Origin of the sequence: Stenotrophomonas sp. HITSZ_GD (assembly GCF_029543105.1) — a bacterium.
Lineage (GTDB): Bacteria > Pseudomonadota > Gammaproteobacteria > Xanthomonadales > Xanthomonadaceae > Stenotrophomonas_A.
Genome location: NZ_JARQXB010000009.1, coordinates 117,755 through 136,914, shown reverse-complemented (window position 1 = coordinate 136,914; position 19,160 = coordinate 117,755). Strand labels below are relative to the sequence as shown.

Below are 19,160 nucleotides of genomic sequence, written 5' to 3'. Positions count from 1 at the left end.
GGCGGATCGGTCGAACAGGTTGCGTCTACACTATCGCGCATCCCCTGTCTGGAACCAATGTCATGCGCCTGTCCCGCCCGCTCGTGTCCGGTCTCACCCTGGCCCTCGCCCTCAGCCTGCCGGCGGGCGCCGCGTTCGCCCAGCGCACCGTCAACGGCGACTTGCAGCAGCAGATGACCCCGGCGCAGTTCAAGGCCGCCGGCCTGGACAAGCTCAGCGCCAGCGAACTGGCCGCGCTCAACGACTGGCTGCAGGGCAAGGTGGCCGCCGAGACGGAGAAGGCCGCCAGCGCCGCGGCGTTGGCGCAGGCGCGCGAGGAAGGCCGGCAGGAAGTGATCACCAAGAACCGCGGCTTCCTGGATTTCGGCAGCAAGGAGCCGATCGAGAGCACCCTGGCCGGCGAGTTCACCGGCTTCGGCAAGGGCCGGCGCTACGTGCTGGCCAATGGCCAGGAGTGGGAGCAGACCGAATCGACCGAGCTGCGCGCGCGCAAGGACAGCCCGAAGGTGAAGATCAAGCCGGGCCTGATCGGCGTGTGGTACCTGCAGGTCGAGGGCTACAACACCATGCCGAAAGTGCGCCGGGTGAAGTAACGCGATGTCCGCCCCCGACGCGGCCGCCGCGCCGGCCCGCGAATCCGGGCCGATGCCGGCGCTGCGCCGGTTCTTCCGCCGCAGCGAGGCGGGTTTCATCGGGCTGGCGCTGCTGGTCGGGCTGATCGCCGGCCTGCTGACGCTGTTCCAGGCCGGGCTGGCGCATTCGCTGCAGGCCTGGCTCTACGGTTTCGACGAGAACGAGCGGCTCAGCTCGATCGCGCAGGTCGGGCTCGACTCGCTGTGGGTGCTGCCGGTGGGCGGCCTGCTCGTCGGGCTGATCGGCCGCGCCGCGCGCGCGCGCCGCCGCCAGTTGCTCGATGCGGTGGAGGCCAATGCGCTGCACGGCGGGCGCATGTCGATGCGCGACAACCTGGTGGTGTCGTTGCAAACCCTGCTGTCCAACGGCTTCGGGGCCTCGGTGGGGCTGGAGGCGGCGTACACGCAGATGGGCGCCGGCAGCGGTTCGCAACTGGGCAAGGTGCTGCGCCTGCGCCGCGCCGACATTCGCACGCTGGTCGGTGCCGGCGCGGCCGGGGCCATCGCCGCCGCCTTCGGCGCACCGCTGGCCGGGGCGTTCTACGCCTTCGAGATCGTCATCGGCGCCTACACGCCCTCCGCGCTGGCCGCGGTGGCCGTGGCCGCGCTGGCCGGCAGCTTCATCGCGCAGGCCGCCGGGCTGCCCCCCTATCTGTTGCCGGCGGCGACCGTCTCCAGCCTGCATCCGCGCGATTACGCCCTGTTCGCGGTGCTGGGGCTGGTGTGCGCACTGGTGGGCGTGGCGGTGATGCGGCTGGTCACCACCATCGAGCAGGGCGTGAACCGTACGCCGCTGCCTGCCTGGGCGCGTCCGGTACTCGGCGGCGTGCTGCTGATTCCGCTGGCGCTGGTGACGCCGCAGACGCTGTCCTCCGGGCATGGCGCGCTGCATATCGACCTCACGGGGCACACGCCGCTGCTGTGGCTGGGCGTGTTGCTGCTGCTCAAGTGCCTGGCGTCGGGCATCTCGCTGGGCTTCGGCTTCCGCGGCGGCCTGTTCTTCGCCTCGTTGTTCATGGGCTCGCTGGTCGGCGCGCTTTACGCAGGCCTGGTCAACCTCGGCGTGGGCGATGCGCTGGTGGACCCGACCTCGGCGGCATTGGCCGGCATGGCGGCGCTGGCGGCGGCGGTGGTCGGCGCGCCGATGACGATGGCGATGCTGGTGCTGGAAGGCACGCACGACTTCGTACTGGCCAGCGTGGTCATGGCCGCGGTGCTGATGGCCAGCACGGTGGTGCGGCAGGTATTCGGCTATTCGTTCTCGACCTGGCGCCTGCACCTGCGCGGGGAAAGCATCAAGAGCGCGCGCGACGTCGGCTGGATCCACAACCTCAGCGCCGGGCGGATGATGCGCCGCGACCCGGCCACGATGGCCGCCGACGCCAGCGTGGCCGAGTTCCGCCACCGCTTCCCGCTGGGCTCGGGCACGCGCGTGGTCCTGCTCGATGGCGAGGAACGGTATGCGGGCATCGTGACCGTGGCGGCGGTGTACGCGGATGGCGTCAAGCCGGAGGCGGTGCTGGCGCAGTTCGCCGGCAACCGCGATATCGCCCTGCCCGCCGATGCCGACGTCGTGGCGGTGATGCAGCGTTTCGATCAGACGCAGACCGATGAAATGGCGGTCATCGATGCCGAGCGGCATGTGCTGGGCGTGCTGTCGGAAGGATTCGTGCGCAAGCGCTACGCCGAGGAGCTGGACCGGCGGCAGCGCGAGATGATGGGTGAACGCGTGGAAGACGCGGAGTAGGCGCGGCTTACGCCGCGACCGCCGTCAGGTCGGCCGCGATAACCTGCGGTCGCGGCTGAAGCCGCTCCTACAGGGGATATGGGGGTATGGGGATACAGATGGAGGCGCGCGCGCGCGAACACGGCGCGCATGCCACCCGATCACCCCCGTAGCGCGGCCACCCGCTGCGCCAGCTTCTTGGCCGAGATGCCGCCGCGCGCGCCCAGCTCCTGCGCAAACAACGACACCCGCAGTTCCTCCAGGTCCCAGCGCAACGCCTGCCATTCGGCACGTTCGCGCCGGCCCAGTGCCGCCGCTTCCTCCAGCGCATCCAGGAACGGCTTGAGTTCCAGCATCCGCGCCTGGTCGCGCGAGGGATCGCGCTTGGCGCGCTCGGCGCGCAGCAGCATCGCCTTCAGGTAGCGCGGGTACTGCGCCAGCGCTTCTGCCGGCGTTTCGCGCAAGAACCCCGGATGCACCAGCGCGGCCAACTGCGCCTGCAGGTCGTCCAGATTGCCCCGCGCCCAGCCCATCAGCGGCGCTTCCAGCGCGGGCTTGATCGCGGCCACGCCGGTGAGGATTTCCTCGGCCAGCTTGAGGCGCTGCATCGCTTCGCCGAACAGCTGCTTGCCGACTTCATCACGCCGCTGCGCGAACGCGCCCGCATCACGGATGCCTTCCAGCCCGTGGTCGAGCAGCGCGTTCATCGCCGCATCCACCAAGTCGCCGCGCAGGCGTTCCTGCGATTCGATCGCCGCGTACAGCAGGCCCGTCTTGGGCGACACCGGCAACTGCTTGCGCGCCTGCTTCACCTTGTCGGCCAAGCCGATCTCCATCAGCCGGCGCACGCCGCGCGGATGCGCGGCCTCGGCTTCGGCGCGGTCGGCGAAGATGCGCAACGCGGCGCTGTCGCCCTGGTCCACCAGCGCCGGATAGGCGGGCACACCCGCCTCGCCCGGCACCTGGCGCGGGATCGGCGTGGCGGGGAACTCGCGCAGGCCTTCGGCCGCCAGCGCCCGGCCGGCACGCGCGGCGAAGGCATCGCCCGCGCGCTCGCCGAAGCGGGCGCGCAGGCTCTCCAGGTCGCGCGATTCGGCCAGCACCTTGCCGGCCTCGTCGCGCAAGCGCAGGTTCATGCGCAGGTGCGGCTCCAGCGATGCCTCGTCGAAATCCAGCGCCGAGACCGCCACGCCGGTGGCCTTGGCGAGGAAACGCGCCAACTCGCCGCGCAGATCGTCGGCCGACGGGATGGCGAACGCCTCGAAGAACGCGCGTCCGAAATCCGGCGCGGGCACGAAATTGCGCCGCTGCGCCTTGGGCAGGCTGCGGATCAGCGCGGCCGCCTTCTCGGCCACGAAGCCCGGCGCCAGCCAGGACAGGCGCGCGGGGTCCAGCGCGTTGAGCAGGTGCAATGGCACCTCCAGCGTCACGCCGTCGTCGTCCGCGCCGGGTTCGAAGCGGTAATGCAGGGCAAGGCGCGCATCGCCGAGCGGGAAATATTTCGGATAGCGGTCTTCCTCGCTGCCTTCGCCAGGGAGCAGGTCGACCAGCGTCCAGTTCAGCTGGCGGCGCTTGTCCGGCGGCAAGGTCTTCCACCAGGCATCGAGCCCGGTGGCCGAATGGATCTCCGACGGCACGCGATCCAGGTACCAGCGCGCCTGCCAGCCCTCGTCGGCCACCAGCCCGGCGCGGCGCAGCTTGGCTTCTTCCTCGCGCGCCTGCTCCAGCACGCGCAGGTTGTCGGCCACGAAGCTGGCGCGGGTGTTGATCTCGCCGGTCACCAGGCCCTGGCGCACGAAGATGTCGTGCGATTCCACCGGGTCGATGCGCCCGTAGTGCACCGGCTTCTTCGGCGCGAGCACCAGCCCGAACAGGCTGATCTGCTCGGAGGCCAGCACATGGCCCTGCGCGCGCGACCAATGCGGATCGAAATGCTTGCGCAGCAGCAGGTGCGGCAACTCGGCGATGGCCCAGTCCGGCTCGATGGCCGCGTTGGTCAGCCCCCACACCTTCTGCGTATCCAGCAGCGTGGCCGCCAGCACCCACGGCGGCGGCCGCTTGGCCAGCGCCGAGCCGGGGAAGAGCAGGAAACGGCGCTGCCGCGGCGCCTGGAAATCGCCCTTCTCGCTGCGATGGCCGAGTTGCGTGGGCAGGCCGACGATCAGCGCGCGGTGCAACGTCTGGTAGGCCGCGCTGCGCGCGCGTTCGCTGAAGCCGCCGCTTTCCGGGCCGGCGGGCTTGCCGCGCGGCGCGGGCGTGTTGACGGGCGGTGGCGCGGCGGTATCGGCCTTGCCTTCGCGGGCCAATCGCGCAGCGCGATGCAGCTGGCCACGCGTGGCCTTCGCGGCGGCGGCGTCATCGCGCACAGCCGGCGCCGGCGCGCTGCTGCCGGCCAGCAACGGGGCCAGCGAGGCCTCCACGGCTTCTTCCTTCCAGCCCAGTTCCTCGCACAGCAGGCGCAGCTGGCGATGCAGTTCGCGCCATTCGCGCATGCGCAGGAAGCCAAGGAAGTGGCGGTCGCACCAGTCGCGCAACTTCGACTGCGTGAGGTCTTCGTGGGCCTGCCGGTAGGCCTCCCACAAGCGCAGCACGCCGACGAATTCCGAGCGCCCATCGGCGAACTGCGCGTGCGCGTTGTCGGCGGCGGCGCGCGCTTCGGGCGGGCGCTCGCGCGGGTCCTGGATGCCCAGGAACGAGGCGATGACCAGCATCGGCCGCAGGCAGCCGGCCGCCTGCGCGGCCACCAGCATGCGCGCCAGCTTCACGTCCACCGGCAGGCGCGCCATCTGCTTGCCGACCGCGGTGAGGCGGCGTTCGGCATCGATCGCGCCCAGCTCGACCAGCTGCTGCCAGCCATCGGCCACGGCGCGTTCGTCGGGCGCTTCCAGGAACGGGAAATCCTCGATGCGCCCCAAGCCCAGTTGGAGCATGCGCAGGATCACGCCGGCCAGGCTGGAGCGGCGGATTTCCGGATCGGTGAATTCCGGTCGCGCGGCGAAGTCCGCCTCGCTGTACAGGCGCACGCAGATACCTTCGGCCACACGACCGCAGCGGCCCATGCGCTGGTTGGCGCTGGCCTGCGACACGGGCTCGATGTGCAGGCGGTCCAGTTTCTGCCGCGGGCTGTAACGCTTGACGCGCGCGAAGCCCGGATCGACCACGTAGCGGATGCGCGGCACGGTGAGCGAGGTCTCGGCCACATTGGTGGCGAGTACCAGGCGGCGCTTCGGACCGGGGTTGAACACGCGGTCCTGGTCGTTGGCCGACAGCCGCGCGTACAGCGGCAGCACTTCGGTTTCGCGGTACTTGCGCCGCTCCAGCGCCTGGTGGGCGTCGCGGATCTCGCGCTCGCCGGGCAGGAACACCAGCACGTCGCCGCGCGGGTCGGTGCGGGTGATCTCGTCGATCGCCGCCACGATGGCCTCGTTGACCGAGCGCTCGCCGTCGCCGCCGGCGTCTTCGCCCGCTTCGCCGCCCTCGCCTTCCAGCGGCCGGTAGCGCACCTGCACCGGGTAGGTGCGGCCTTCCACGCTGATGACCGGCGCATCGTCGAAGTGGCGCGAGAAGCGCTCGGTGTCGATGGTGGCCGAGGTGACGATGAGCTTCAGGTCCGGGCGCTTGCGCAGCAGCTGCTTGAGGTAGCCGAGCAGGAAATCGATGTTCAGGCTGCGCTCGTGCGCTTCGTCGACGATGATCGTGTCGTAGGCCGACAGCCAGCGGTCGCTGGCGATCTCGGCCAGCAGGATGCCGTCGGTCATGAACTTGATGCGGGTGTCCTCGCCGACGCGGTCGGTGAAGCGCACCTGGTAGCCCACCGCCGCGCCGAGCGGCGTGCGCAGTTCCTCGGCCACGCGGCTGGCCACCGCGCGCGCGGCGATGCGGCGCGGCTGCGTGCAACCGATCATGCCGGCGGTGCCGCGGCCAGCGGCCAGGCACAGCTTGGGCAGCTGCGTGGTCTTGCCCGAGCCGGTCTCGCCGGCGATCACCACGACCTGGTGGTCGCGGATCAGCGCGACGATGCGCTCGGCCTCGCGGGCGATCGGCAACTGCTCGTCCAGCGTGATGGCCGGCTGGCTCTGCGCGCGCCGGGCACGCTCACCCGTGGAGGCGCGCAGCGCCTGCTCGAATGCCTGCTCCACCTCGGGGTTGCGGGGCTTGGCCTGCCAACGCGACCATAGGCCGAACAGGCGGCCGCGGTCGCGGCTCATCGCGTCATCCACCGCGCGGCGGCGTTCGCGCAGATGGTCGGCCAGTGGTTTGTCGATAGCACTCATCGATCGGGTGATGTGAAAAATTGAATGACCATGGATGCTTTAGCCTGTCTATTGTGACGCCATATCCCTGAGCAAGGAGGATTTCCTGATGGCCAAGAACAAGAACACCCCCCAGAAAGTCGAGAAAACCAAGCTGGCGGCCACCGCGCCGTCGGCGCCCAACGTGGATATCGGGATCAAGGACGGCGATCGCAAGAAGATTGCCGAGGGCCTGTCGGGCTACCTGGCCGACGCGTACACGCTCTACCTGAAGACCCACAACTTCCACTGGAACGTGACCGGGCCGATGTTCAACTCGCTGCACACCATGTTCGAGACGCAGTACACCGAGCAGTGGACGGCGCTGGACGAGGTGGCCGAACGCATCCGCGCGCTGGGCTACAACGCGCCGGGCTCGTACCGTGAATTCGTCAACCTGACCTCGATCCCCGAGGAGCCGGGCCTGTCCGACAGCGCCGACTGGCGCGAGATGGTGCGCCAGCTGGTCACCGGCAACGAGGCGGTGTGCCGCACCGCGCGCAGGGTGCTGGCGGTGGCCGACGATGCCGGCGACGATCCGAGCGTGGACCTGCTGACCCAGCGCCTGCAGACCCACGAGAAGTACGCCTGGATGCTGCGCTCGCTGCTGCAGTAAGCAGCGCGGTGACCGGATGACAAACGCCCGGCCTTGGCCGGGCGTTCGTTTTTGGGGCCCTGGGTCGCGGCTGACGCCGCTCCTGCAAAGGGGCGTTCACCGCGGCCTCAAGTTGCAGGAGGGGCTTCAGCCCCGACCGTGCACGCAAAGAGCGCCACGCGGTGCGGCTGCACCGGACCCTGCGGCCGGAGCCAATCTTGCGCCGCCAACACCTCCACGCAAGGGCCAAAGCCGCCGATCCGCAGCGGCCGCTGCTGCGCCTGCGCCCGCAACCGCAGCAGCAGCCCGTCCAGCAGCGGCCCGCGCAGCGGCGTGTAGAGGTAGAACAGCGTGCCGTGCGAGAGATCCGCCTCGCGCAGGTCCGCGCACACGAACGTCGCCCGCGTCAGCCCCAGCACCGAGGCGGCGGCCCGGGCGGCCGCCACGTAGGTCGGTTCGATCTCGATGCCGCTCGCCCGCGCGGGCGAGCACAGCGCCGCCAGCAGCGGCACCTGCCCCACGCCGGCGCCGAGGTCGACCAGTTCGTCTTCCGGCCCCAGTTGCGCGCGCGCCAGCAGGTCCAGCACGTGGCGCACGGGCGTGGGCTGGTAGGCCACCATCCCCGCCGCCAGTGCGACGCGCGGCGCCGCGGGCGCCGGCAGGTCCAGCACGCCGGCCAGCAGTTCATCGCGGGCATCGAAGCCTTCGGCCGCGTGCGGCGTCGCGGCCTCGGGAGGGCACGCCAGCAGCGCCCGCAGGCGCGCCGGGGCGCCGCGCAGGGCTGCATACAGCGCGCGGTGCGCGGCCTCGACGTCTTCGCGACGCCGCCGCAATGCCTGCGCCACCGGCGAGGTTTCGTCGTCCGGCAGCCGCAGCTCCAGGCGGTCGAGCCAATCCAGGCGCTGCCACAGCGCATCGTCGGCGGCCGGCGCGGTGAAGCCGTCGGCCTCGGCCAGCAGGGAATGGAGGGGATGCATCGGAAGGATTCTAGCCAGCCGGGCCGGCAAAGCCTGACCCCGCAACGGCGCGGCCCGGCTTGACCGCCACGGTATCCTAGGACGATGTCTTCCCCCGCCCATGCCGTTCTGCGTCGCGTCTTCGGTTTCGACGACTTCCGCGGCCCCCAGCAGGCCATCGTCGAACATGTCGCCGCCGGCCACGACGCCCTGGTGCTCATGCCCACCGGCGGCGGCAAGTCGCTGTGCTACCAGGTGCCGGCGCTGCTGCGCGACGGCACCGCGGTGGTCGTCTCGCCGCTGATCGCGCTGATGCAGGACCAGGTGGAGGCGCTGCGCCAGGCCGGCGTGCGCGCCGAGTTCCTCAATTCCACCCTGGACGCGGAGAACGCGCAGCGGGTGGAGCGCGCACTGCTGGCCGGCGAGCTGGACCTGCTCTACGTGGCGCCCGAACGCCTGCTCACCGGCCGCTTCCTCTCGCTGCTCGAACGCAGCCGCATCGCGTTGTTCGCCATCGACGAGGCGCACTGCGTCTCGCAGTGGGGGCACGATTTCCGCCCCGAGTACCGCCAGCTCACCGTGCTGCACGAGCGCTGGCCGCAGGTGCCGCGCATCGCGCTCACCGCCACCGCCGACCCGCCGACCCAGCGCGAGATCGCCGAGCGGCTGGACCTCACCCAGGCACGGCACTTCGTCAGCTCCTTCGACCGGCCGAACATCCGCTATACCGTGGTGCAGAAGGACAACGCGCGGCGCCAGCTGCTGGATTTCCTCGGCCGCCACCGCGACGAGGCCGGCATCGTCTACGCGATGTCGCGCCGCAAGGTGGAGGAAACGGCCGAGTTCCTGTGCGCACAGGGCTACAACGCCCTGCCCTACCACGCCGGCCTGCCGGCCGAGGTGCGCGCGGCCAACCAGCGCCGCTTCCTGCGCGAGGACGGCATCGTGATGTGCGCGACGATCGCCTTCGGCATGGGCATCGACAAGCCCGACGTGCGCTTCGTCGCCCACGTGGACCTGCCCAAGTCGATGGAAGGCTATTACCAGGAAACCGGGCGCGCCGGCCGCGACGGCGAAGCCTCCGAGGCGTGGCTGTGCTACGGCCTGGGCGACGTGGTGCTGCTCAAGCAGATGATCGAGCAGGGCGAGGCCGCCGAGGAGCGCAAGCGGCTGGAACGCGCCAAGCTCGACCACCTGCTCGGCTACTGCGAATCCATGCAGTGCCGGCGCCAGGTGCTGCTGGCCGGGTTCGGCGAGACCTACCCGCAGCCGTGCGGCAACTGCGACAACTGCCTCACGCCGGCGGCAGCGTGGGATGCGACCGTGCCGGCGCAGAAGGCCTTGAGCTGCGTGTACCGCAGCGGGCAGCGCTTCGGCGTGGGCCACCTGATCGACATCCTGCGCGGCAGCGACGGCGAGAAGATCCGCCAGTTCGGCCACGAGCAGCTGAGCACCTACGGCATCGGCCGCGACCTGGATTCGCGCACCTGGCGCAGCGTGTTCCGCCAGCTGGTGGCCGCGCACCTGCTGGAGGTGGACAGCGAGGGGCACGGCGGCCTGCGCCTGACCGATGCCAGCCGGCAGGTACTCAAGGGCGGGCGCACGGTGATGATGCGCCGCGAGCAAGCCCCCACCCGCGAACGCGAGCCGCGCAGTGCGCAGCGCACCGGGCTGCCGGTGCCAGCCCAGGACCTGGACCTGTTCAACGCCCTGCGCGGGTTGCGCGCCGAGCTGGCGCGCGAGCAGAACGTGCCGGCCTTCGTGATCTTCCACGACAGCACGCTGCGCAACATCGCCGAGCAGCGGCCGGAGAGCATGGACGCGCTGGCCCGGGTGGGCGGCATCGGCGGCAGCAAGCTGGCGCGCTACGGCGAGCGGTTGCTGGACATCGTGCGCGAGCAAGGTTGAGCCCGCGCAACGCCGTGTGCCAAACCCGGCAAGAAAGTTCCCGGGCGCGACAGCAGGCATTCAAGCGGCCGCTGCCAGTATCCTAGGCAGGCCGCATACGGCCGTACCTCCGCGGGTGTCCACCATGAAGCGCAGCCTGATCCTGACCGCCCTGCTCCTCGCCCCCGGCGCCGCCCTGGCGCAGAGCGAAGGCACCGACACCGCGAAGTCGCTGGACCTGAGCGTCCCGCAGGAGCCGATCCAGTATCGCGCCGACCCGAGCTATGCCGACGACCCGCCCGGCACGTTCTACGGCGACAAGTCCGGCCCGGTGCCGCGCGCCCCCGATGGCCGCATCGCCGAGGTGGTGGACGACAAGCTGCAGGTGCACGGCGCGGTGGCGGCCGGCGTGGGCTATTCGAGCCGCGGCGGCAACAGCAACTGGCAGGCGGCCACGGTCAACCTGACCAAGAACTACACCACCGACGAAGGCAAGACGAATACCTTCGGGCTGAACATCACCGTGGGCCAGGGCGAAGGACCGGTGTTCGGGCCCGACTATTACGGCCGCGGCTACTACGGGCCGGGGCCGTATCGGGCGAGCGAACCGCCGCCGATGGGGTGGTGAGCTTCGTCGCATCCGGCAGAATAGGCGTCCACGCGCGATCGCGCGAACGCTGAAAGCGCCGACGCGGCGATCAGCTTTCTGCTGGCCGCGCCTGCAACTTCGCCAATGCCGCCTGCAGGTCCCGGCGGCGAAAGGGCTTTTGCAGCACGGGCACGGCAACATAGCGCGGAGGCAGCCCGGCGCGGCCGTAGCCGGTGATGAAGAGGAAAGGAATGCCGTTGTTCGCCAGCGCGTCGGCGATGGGAAACGACTGCGTGCCGGCGAGGTTGACGTCCAGCAGCGCCATGTCGATCTTGGCCTGGCCCAGCATGTCCAGCGCCGCCGGCACGGTGGACACGGCCGGCTCCACCTCGTAGCCCATGTCCGACAGCAGATCCTCGGTGAGCATCGCGATCATGGACTCGTCCTCGACGATCATCACCCGCACGCTCATGCCGACTCCTGCGCCACCGATTTCGGGGCCGGCATCGTGATGCGGCACGTCACGCCTTCGGGCGCGTAATCCAGCACCGATTCGCCGCCCAGATCGTACTTGAGGCCACGCTCGACCAGGCGCGTGCCGAAGCCATGCCGCTCGGGCGGACGCACGGCCGGGCCGTCGTACTCTTCCCAGCGCAGGTCGAGCAGGCCCGCCTCCTCTTCGCCGAGCCAATCCCAGTGGATGCGCACGCGGCCGGCCGGCACGGAGAGCGCGCCGTACTTGGCCGCGTTGGTGCACAGCTCGTGCAGAGCCATGGACAGCGCGACCGCGCGGCGCGGGTCGAGCATGAAGACGGGGCCGGAGATATCGAAGCGGTCGCCGTCGGTGATCTGGTGCGGCGCGGCGGCCACGCGCGCGACCTCCGCCAGCTCGGCGCCCTGCCAGCTTTCGCGGGTGAGGATGTCGTGGGCGTCGGAGAGCGCCATCAGCCGCGCCTCCATCTTGTCCTGCGCATCGGCCACGTCGGCGCTGTTGCGCAAGGTATGCAGCGTCATCGACTGCACCGTGGCCAGCGTGTTCTTCACCCGGTGGTTGAGTTCATTGATGAGCAGCTGCATGTGCTGCTCGTGCTGCTTGCGCTGGGTGATGTCGCGGGTGCTGCCGGCGATGGCCTCGACCTCGCCGTCCGGTCCGAACACGGGCGAGAAGATGTAATCGTAGATACGCACGCCCAGCGTGACATGCGGGAACGGCACCTCGCCACGGATCGGCTGCCGGGTGGCGATGACGCGCTCGATCTCCTCGTCGTGCATCGCCGCGTGCCAGGGCTCGTAGCCGATCTCCAGGCAGGTCTTGTAGGCCGCCTCTTCCCAGCGCATGCCCCACATGTTGAGCAGCGCCTGGTTGGCGTAGATGAAGCGATGCTGCCGGTCGAACACGTAAGTGAGATCAGGCGTGGCCTGCAACACGGTTTCGTACAGGCGCAGCTTGGCGGCCATGGCGTTCTGGTCGAGCTGCGGTGCGTCCATCGGGCTCCCCGGGTCGTTACGGCGCGAACTTTAGCACTCGCATGTGAGCGCGCCGATGAGGAGGTTTTCACGCGGAAACGACGCCGCATTTTGCTGCGGGGCCGCTGCGCCATCTTGCGCGGGCAGGCTTCGCCGGAAGCGCAATCGCGCTGTGCCGCTTCGTGGATGGCTCGACGCCTGCGGGCGCCATGCCATGGGGACCGGGGGATGCGCGACGCGGGAAATGGTGGGCCGTGAAGGATTCGAACCTTCGACCAAAAGATTAAAAGTCTTCTGCTCTACCGACTGAGCTAACGGCCCACGCGCCCGGCCTTGCACCGGGGCGTGCATTCTACCCCAGGGCGCGCCGGGGGCGAAGTCCTGGGGTTCAGGCGTAGTGCGTGGGGTCCGGCACGCCCGCATCGGCGAAACCGGCCGCGCGCAGGCGGCATGCATCGCAGTGGCCGCATGCGCGGCCGTCGGCATCGGCCTGGTAGCAGGACACCGTCAGGCCGAAATCCACGCCCAGGCGCACGCCCTCGCGCACGATGTCCGCCTTGCTAAGGAACTGCAGCGGCGCGTGCACGCGCAGGCCCGCGCCTTCCACGCCGGCCTTGGTGGCCAGGTTGGCCAGCGCCTCGAACGCGGCGATGAACTCCGGCCGGCAATCCGGGTAGCCGGAATAATCCACCGCGTTGACGCCGCAGAAGAGGTCGTGGGCGCCCAGCACTTCCGCCCAGCCCAGGGCCAGCGACAGCATGATGGTGTTGCGCGCGGGCACGTACGTCGAAGGGATGCCGTCCCCGCCCGCCTCCGGCACGTCGATGGCATCGTCCGTCAGCGCCGAGCCGCCGATGCTGCGCAGGTCCACGTCCACCACCTTGTGCGCGACCACGCCCAGCGCCCGCGCCACGCGCGCGGCGGCGTCCAGTTCGGAGGTATGGCGCTGGCCGTAGCGCACGCTCAGCGCATGCACGGCAAAGCCCTGCTCGCGGGCGATGGCGACGACGGCGGCGGAATCCATGCCACCGGAAAGGAGGACGACGGCTTTTTTCATGGGAAGGCGGGTGCTCGGGGGAGGGGGACAAGCCTACGCCAGCGCGTGGCAGGCCGCGCGGGTCAACGGCCGGGTTCGTCGTTCCAGAGCAGCTTGTGCAGCTGCATCTGGAAGCGCACCGGCAGGCGGTCGGCGACGATCCAGTCCGCCAGTTCGCGCGGGGAGACCTCGCTCTTGCTGGGCGAGAACCACACGGTGCACACGCGGTCCAGCCCACGCGCGCGCACGATCTCGCGCGCCCATTCGTAGTCGGCGCGGCTGCACAGCACGAACTTGATCTGGTCGCGCGCGGTGAGCAGCGGCAGGTTCTCCCAGCGGTTGCGGTGTTCCTCGGCCGAGCCGGGCGTCTTGATGTCGACCACGCGCGAAACGCGCGGATCGACCTCGGCCACGTCCAGCGCGCCGGAGGTCTCCAACGACACGTCCAACCCGGCGTCGCACAGCCGGCGCAGCAGCACCAGGCAGCGCTTCTGCGCCAGCGGCTCGCCGCCGGTCACGCACACGTGCCGCACGCCCTGGGCCAGGACGTGGCTCACGATGTCGTCGATATCCCACCACTCCCCGCCATGGAAGGCGTAGGCGGTGTCGCAGTATTGGCAACGCAGCGGGCAGCCGGTCAGACGCACGAACACGGTCGGCCAGCCGGCGGTGTCAGCTTCGCCCTGCAGGGAAAGGAAAATTTCGGTGATCTTCAATCGCGGCAAGGGCGACTGGACGATCTCACTGGGAACGGCGGCGTTCATGGCGGGGAATTATGCGCCCGCCCGGCAAAGGAGAACGCGAGGGGGATCAGCGCAGGGCCTGGCCGATCTGGATCGAATGCAGCCGGTCCTGCGCCACGCGGGCGGCGTCGGTGCCGGGATAGCGGCTGATGACCTGCTGCAGGGTGTCTTCGGCGGCGCGCGAGTCGCCTTCGCCATACTGGGACAGGCCCAGCTTGAGCAGGCCGCCGGCGGCCTTGTCGTGGGTCGGGTAACGCGCCAGCAGGTCGCGGAACTGCGCCTCGGCCAACTGGAAATTGCGGGTGGCGTAGTAGCTTTCGCCCAGCCAGTACAGCGCGTTCGGCGTATAGACGCCGTTGGGGTAGAGCTCCAGGAAGCTCTGGAACAGCTGCGCGGAATCGTCGTACTTGCCGTTCTTCAACGCGTCGAAGGCGACGTTGTAGGCCGTGCGCTCGTCGCCGCTGGCCGCCAGCGCGCCCGGGTCGCCGTGTACGGAAGGGGCGCGTTCCTGGGTGGCCGCACTGGCCGGCTTGGCGGCGGGCTTGGCCGCCGGCGCGGGGGCCGGAGGGTTGGCCGGGGGCAGTGCGGGCATCGCGCCGCCGGTGCCTTCCAGCCGGTTCAAGCGGCCATCGAGGTCCAGGTACTGGTCCTTGCTGGTTTGCTTGAGCTGTTCGTTCTCGTGCTGCAGCTGCTCCACGGTCGACTGGAGGCTCTGCACGGTCGAGCGCAGTTCCTGCAGCTGGTTGAGCAGATCGGTATTGGCCTGGCTGTTGTTGGCCTGCGCTTCGAGCACGGCCACGCGGTCGGCGAGGCTGGCGCGCTGCGCATGCACCGGCGCGGCGACCACGAGGGTCGCCGCGACGGCCAGGGTAGTGATTACCCGGAGCAGCATGACTGCTTACTTCGCGGTGTAGACGATCTCGACGCGACGGTTCTGCGACCAGCAGGCCTCGTTCGAGTCGGTGCACACCGGACGCTCTTCGCCGTAGCTGACCACGGTCAGCTGGCTGCCCGAGCCGCCGTTGGCCTGCAGGGCCGAGGACACGCCGTTGCCACGACGCTCGCCCAGGGCCTGGTTGTAGGCACGCGAGCCGCGCTCGTCGGTGTTGCCTTCCAGGGTGATGCGCGAGGACGGACGGTCACGCAGGTACTTGGCGTGGCAGGCCATGATGGCCTGGAACTCCGGCTTCACGGTGTCCTGGTCGAAGTCGAAGTAGACGACGCGCTGACGCAGGCAAGCGTCGGTATCCAGGTCGCCCGGGCCGTACAGGCCGGAGGTCGACGGCTGGGCCGGGACAGTGGTGCCGGTGTCAGTAGCAGCCTGCGGCTGCTCCTTGACCTTCTTCGAACAGCCGGCCAGAGCGGCAACAGACAGCAGCGAAACAAGCAGGACGCGGGTGGACTTGTTCATGGCGATACCTTTTGTGGCTCCTAAGCCAATGAGGGGTGTTTAACGCAAGCGAAATATTAACATTAACGCGCGGTCCGGTAGGGGCCCCACGAGGGCTCCCTCACATCGCCGTCAGCCAGGACCAGGCGCTGGCGCACCCGGCCATCGGTCGAGACGGCGTACAACACGCCGCGCCCCCCCTCGCGGGCGGCGTACAGGATCATGCTGGCGTTGGGCGCGAAGCTCGGCGATTCGTCGAGGTTGCCGGTCGAGACGGTGTTCCAGCGCGGCGAGCCCAGGCTGCGGTCCATGACCGCGATCTTGTAGGAGTTGCCGGCGCCCTGCGCGACGGCGATCTTGTTGCCGTCGTAGGACACGCTCGCCTTGGCGTTGTAGTTGCCCTGGAAGCTCACCCGGCTGGCGCTGCCGCCGCTGGCCGCGACCTGATAGATCTGCGGGCGGCCGCCCCGGTCGGAGGTGAAGTAGATGGTGTTGCCGTCCGCGCTCCAGGTCGGCTCGGTATCGATGCCGAAATGGTTGGTCAGCTGGGTCAGCTGCTTGCTGCCCAGGTCCATGACGTAGATTTCCGGGTTGCCGCTGCGCGACAGCGCCATGGCCAGCTTGCGGCCATCCGGCGAGAACGACGGCGCCGAGTTGATGCCACGGAAGCTGGCGACCAGCTCACGGCCACCGGTGGCGATGTCCTGCACGTAGATCGAGGAATTGCCGCGCTCGAAGCTCACGTAGGCCAGCTTGCGGCCGTCCGGGCTCCAGTCCGGCGAGAGCAGCGGCTCGGCCGAGCGCACGATGGTCTGCGGGTTGTAGCCGTCCGAGTCGGCCACCATCAGCGCATAGCGCATGTTGCCGCCGCTGCCGCTGGCGGTGACATAGGCGATGCGGGTCCAGAACGCGCCGCGCACGCCGGTGATCTTTTCGTAGATGGCATCGGCCATCTGGTGGGCGACGTCGCGCATGGCGTTGCTGCGCGCGGTCATCGCCAGGCCCAGCAGGCGCTCGCCCTTGGCCACGTCGAACAGCTCGTACTCCACGCGGAAGGCGCCTTCGCCGGCGTCCACGACGCGGCCGACGACGATGTAGGCCTGCTTGAGCGCCTTCCAGGTCGGGAACTGGATCTCGCTGCCGCGGGTCGGCTTTTCGACGATCTGCGCGGCCGGCAGGCTACGGAACTGGCCCGAGCGGTCCAGGTCAGCCGCCACCACGGACGCGACCTCGGTATTCGGCGCCCCCGCCGAGCCCTGGTAGGGCATGGGCACCACCGCAATCGGGGTGGCCGAGGCGTTGCCGCCCACGATGTCGATTTCCAGGCCCCGCTGCTGCGCCATGGCGGCAAAAGGCAGCAGGAGGGTGGCAGCGAGAAGGGCTAACCAGCGCGGATTCTTCATGGATCGCTCGGTGGCTCGAAAGAAAAAGTGAACAAGGGATAGCAAGCGGGAGGTGAACATTTTCGCAATCGTGAACAAAGACGGCGTGAAATGCCATCACGAATCGGCGCCCGCGCACCGCCGCCGACTTCCTCCCCCGGCCGGCGCCGATGCGCCCGCAGCCAACTGACGCAGGGCGGCTTCAGCGATCCTGCGCGGTGAAGTTGAACTTCAGGTTGCGCTGGAACACCGTTTCGAAGCCGCGATAAGGCAGCGGCTGCGCGCGCAGCACCGCGGCCTCCACCGAGCGCTTTCCGGCCTCGTCGAACGGGCATCCGGCCGATACCTTGGCCTCCACTACCTGCCCGCCCGGCAGCTGGCGGATGTCGATGGAGCATTTCTGCCCCAGCGGCACCGAATCCGGCCGCACCCATTGCGAGAGCACGGCCTGCTGGATCGCCGCGGCGTACTGCGCGGTGAGGTCGGTGTTGGTGCCGCCCTGCCCGGCCGTGGTCTGCGGCGCGGCCGAACTGTTGGCCGCGGCCGCCTTGGCGCGCGCGTCGGCGAGCTGGCGCAGCTTCTGCTCGGCCAGCTGCGCGTCACGTTGGGCCTGTTCGCGCTGCTTGCGGATCTCGGCCAGCTTCTGCTCGCGCTCGGCCTGCGCCTGCGCGGCCTCGGCGGCCTTCTTCTTGTCGGCCTCTTCCTGCTGCTGCTTGGCCAGGCGCTGCTTCTGCTCGGCTTCTTCCTGGCGCTGGCGCTCGGTCAGGTCGATCTGCTCCTGCCGGCGCTTCTCTTCCTGCTCCTGCTTGGCCTTTTCCTCGGCGATGGCCATGGCGCTCACGCGCTCCTGGTCCACCTTGTCCGGCTCGACCACGCGCTCCTGCGCCTGTTGCTGCTGCGGCGTCGGGGCGTCCTGCGGGCGCGGCTCGGGCACCGGCTGCGGCGGCGGCACGGTGTCTTCGGGCGCTTCGCGCACGGGCGTGGGCGCGGGCTGCGCCTGCACGGGCGTTTCGCGCAGGGCCTGGCGCGCGGCGCGCGCTTCGGAGGCGCTCACTTCCAGGCTGGCTTCCAGGCTCGGGTCGCCGGCGGCCGGCTCGGTCTGGCGTTGCGGCGACCACAGCCAGGCACCGATGAACACCAGTGCCACCAGCAGGTGGATGACCACCGCCAGGACGACCGGGCGGCCCCAGCCTTCTTCGCGGGGCGGCAGCGGCGGCAGCGCGTCAGCGTGCATTGCCGCCCGAATCGGTGAGCAGGCCGACCTTCTCCACGCGGGCGCGCTTGAGCGCGTCCATCGCGTCGATCACGCGCTGGTACGGCACGTTGCTGTCGGCGGCGACCACCACGCGGGTGTTCTTGTCCTGGGCGACGATCGCGGCCAGTTGGGTGCGCAGCACTTCGGCATCCACGGCCTGCTGCTTGCCGTCGGGCAAGGTCAGGCCGAGCTGGCCGTCGCCATGCACGGTGACGACAATGGGGTCCTGCTTGCTCTCCAGCGCCTTGGCGCGGGAGGTCGGCAGGTCGACGTCGATGCTCAGGGTCAGCAGGGGCGCGGTGACCATGAAGATGATCAGCAGCACGAGCATCACGTCGATGTACGGCACGACGTTGATCTCGGACTTGAGCTTGCGGCGTTTGCGGCGGGACATGCGGTGCGTCTCCTCGGGCTCCTGCGCGACGGGGGCGCTTATTCGTCGGCGCCGGCCTGGCGCTGCAGGATCGAGCTGAACTCGTCGGCGAAGGTTTCGTAGCGCACGGACAGGCGCTCGACGCGGGTGGTGAAGCGGTTGTAGGCCCACACCGCCGGGATCGCCACGAACAGGCCGATGGCGGTGGCGAACAGCGCCTCGGAGATGCCCGGCGCCACGGCCGCGATGCCGGCCTGCTCGCCGCTGGAGATCATGTCGTGCATGGTCACCATGATGCCGAACACGGTGCCGACCAGGCCCACGTAAGGCGCGGTGGAGCCGATGTTGGCGAGCAGTTCGAGGTTGCGTTCGAGCTGGTCGACCTCGCGCGTCATGGTGGTGCGCATGGCGCGCTGGGCGCCTTCGAGCTGGCCGCGCGCATCCATGCGGCGGCGGTCGCGCAGGCGGCTGAACTCGCGGTAGCCGGCTTCGAAGATCGCTTCCAGGCCGTTGACCGAGCGGTTGCGGTCGGTGGCCGAGGCGTACAGCTTGCCGAGGTCGGCGCCGGACCAGAAGCGGTTTTCGAAGTCGTCGGCCTCGCGGTTGGCGTTCTTGTAGATGCGCGCCTTGCGGAAGATGATCACCCAGCTGATGAACGAGCCGACGAGCAGCAGCAGGACGATCAGCTTGACCGGGATGCTCGCGCGCGCGATCAGTTCCAGGTAGTTGATGTTGCCGGTGTGCGCGACGGTCTGCGCGGCGGCTTGGGTGACGTCCGGCGGCAGCGTCTCGACGACGGCGTCCTGCAGGGCCAGGAGCAAAGCGATCATCCGTTGT

17 protein-coding genes and 1 tRNA gene are annotated in these 19,160 nt (G+C 69.7%); 5 read left to right on the top strand and 13 right to left on the bottom strand.

The genetic code is table 11. The annotated features are described in order from the left end of the window. Positions 1 to 62 precede the first annotated feature (62 nt). The gene (locus P6166_RS10905; protein WP_277764483.1) at positions 63 to 593 is read left to right on the top strand and encodes a hypothetical protein; all 531 of its coding nucleotides are present in this window, start codon (positions 63 to 65) and stop codon (positions 591 to 593) included. A gap of 52 nt (positions 594 to 645) precedes the next feature. Beyond that, a complete protein-coding gene (locus P6166_RS10900) occupies positions 646 to 2,379 on the top strand; it encodes a chloride channel protein (RefSeq protein ID WP_277764500.1) in 1,734 nt (577 codons plus the stop codon). A gap of 140 nt (positions 2,380 to 2,519) precedes the next feature. Here the strand turns inward: P6166_RS10900 and hrpA are convergent, their stop codons facing one another. After that, positions 2,520 to 6,632 carry an ATP-dependent RNA helicase HrpA gene (gene hrpA / locus P6166_RS10895; protein ID WP_277764482.1) on the bottom strand — a complete coding sequence of 1,371 codons (4,113 nt, stop codon included), beginning with the start codon at positions 6,630 to 6,632 and terminating at the stop codon, positions 2,520 to 2,522. A gap of 88 nt (positions 6,633 to 6,720) precedes the next feature. On the opposite strand from hrpA, the gene P6166_RS10890 reads away from it, so the two are divergent. Next, entirely contained in the window at positions 6,721 to 7,266 is a 546-nt protein-coding gene (locus P6166_RS10890) for a Dps family protein (RefSeq protein ID WP_277764481.1), read from the top strand. A gap of 107 nt (positions 7,267 to 7,373) precedes the next feature. Here the strand turns inward: P6166_RS10890 and P6166_RS10885 are convergent, their stop codons facing one another. Continuing rightward, positions 7,374 to 8,222 (bottom strand): hypothetical protein, encoded by an 849-nt coding sequence (locus P6166_RS10885; RefSeq protein WP_277764480.1) that lies wholly within the window; start codon positions 8,220 to 8,222, stop codon positions 7,374 to 7,376. An 84-nt stretch (positions 8,223 to 8,306) separates the two neighbouring features. Here P6166_RS10885 and recQ point away from each other — a divergent pair, with 84 nt between their 5' ends. Together recQ and P6166_RS10875 are read left to right on the top strand one after the other, a co-directional pair. Beyond that, positions 8,307 to 10,109 carry a DNA helicase RecQ gene (gene recQ, locus P6166_RS10880; RefSeq protein ID WP_277764479.1) on the top strand — a complete coding sequence of 601 codons (1,803 nt, stop codon included), beginning with the start codon at positions 8,307 to 8,309 and terminating at the stop codon, positions 10,107 to 10,109. 124 nt (positions 10,110 to 10,233) lie between these two features. Next, entirely contained in the window at positions 10,234 to 10,716 is a 483-nt protein-coding gene (locus P6166_RS10875; RefSeq protein WP_277764478.1) for a hypothetical protein, read from the top strand. Positions 10,717 to 10,786: 70 nt separating this feature from the next. On the opposite strand, the gene P6166_RS10870 is transcribed toward P6166_RS10875, so the two are convergent. From P6166_RS10870 to tolQ, 11 genes are all read right to left on the bottom strand, one after another. After that, complete coding sequence (locus P6166_RS10870) at positions 10,787 to 11,149, bottom strand: response regulator (protein ID WP_277764477.1); 363 nt, start codon at positions 11,147 to 11,149, stop codon at positions 10,787 to 10,789. Beyond that, entirely contained in the window at positions 11,146 to 12,165 is a 1,020-nt protein-coding gene (locus tag P6166_RS10865; protein WP_277764476.1) for an HWE histidine kinase domain-containing protein, read from the bottom strand. Before P6166_RS10865 ends, P6166_RS10870 begins: the two co-directional genes overlap by 4 nt. A gap of 224 nt (positions 12,166 to 12,389) precedes the next feature. Continuing rightward, positions 12,390 to 12,465: transfer RNA gene (locus tag P6166_RS10860), tRNA-Lys, on the bottom strand. A gap of 67 nt (positions 12,466 to 12,532) precedes the next feature. Continuing rightward, positions 12,533 to 13,201 carry a 7-cyano-7-deazaguanine synthase QueC gene (queC, locus tag P6166_RS10855; RefSeq protein ID WP_277764475.1) on the bottom strand — a complete coding sequence of 223 codons (669 nt, stop codon included), beginning with the start codon at positions 13,199 to 13,201 and terminating at the stop codon, positions 12,533 to 12,535. Positions 13,202 to 13,263: 62 nt separating this feature from the next. Further along, the gene (gene queE / locus P6166_RS10850) at positions 13,264 to 13,944 is read right to left on the bottom strand and encodes a 7-carboxy-7-deazaguanine synthase QueE (RefSeq protein ID WP_277764474.1); all 681 of its coding nucleotides are present in this window, start codon (positions 13,942 to 13,944) and stop codon (positions 13,264 to 13,266) included. 46 nt (positions 13,945 to 13,990) lie between these two features. Beyond that, a complete protein-coding gene (ybgF, locus tag P6166_RS10845) occupies positions 13,991 to 14,815 on the bottom strand; it encodes a tol-pal system protein YbgF (protein WP_277764473.1) in 825 nt (274 codons plus the stop codon). Between the two features lie 6 nt (positions 14,816 to 14,821). Beyond that, positions 14,822 to 15,334, bottom strand: a complete 513-nt coding sequence (pal, locus tag P6166_RS10840) for a peptidoglycan-associated lipoprotein Pal (RefSeq protein ID WP_277764472.1) — start codon at positions 15,332 to 15,334, stop codon at positions 14,822 to 14,824. 62 nt (positions 15,335 to 15,396) lie between these two features. After that, positions 15,397 to 16,716 carry a Tol-Pal system beta propeller repeat protein TolB gene (gene tolB / locus P6166_RS10835; protein ID WP_277764471.1) on the bottom strand — a complete coding sequence of 440 codons (1,320 nt, stop codon included), beginning with the start codon at positions 16,714 to 16,716 and terminating at the stop codon, positions 15,397 to 15,399. Between the two features lie 181 nt (positions 16,717 to 16,897). Further along, a complete protein-coding gene (gene tolA, locus P6166_RS10830; RefSeq protein ID WP_277764470.1) occupies positions 16,898 to 17,929 on the bottom strand; it encodes a cell envelope integrity protein TolA in 1,032 nt (343 codons plus the stop codon). Continuing rightward, positions 17,919 to 18,344, bottom strand: coding sequence for a protein TolR (tolR, locus tag P6166_RS10825; protein ID WP_130318789.1), 426 nt, complete (start codon positions 18,342 to 18,344; stop codon positions 17,919 to 17,921). The genes tolA and tolR overlap by 11 nt, the downstream gene beginning before the upstream one ends. A gap of 38 nt (positions 18,345 to 18,382) precedes the next feature. Beyond that, positions 18,383 to 19,153: a protein TolQ gene (gene tolQ, locus P6166_RS10820; protein ID WP_277764469.1), complete on the bottom strand. Its 771-nt coding sequence runs from the start codon at positions 19,151 to 19,153 to the stop codon at positions 18,383 to 18,385. Positions 19,154 to 19,160: the final 7 nt, after the last annotated feature.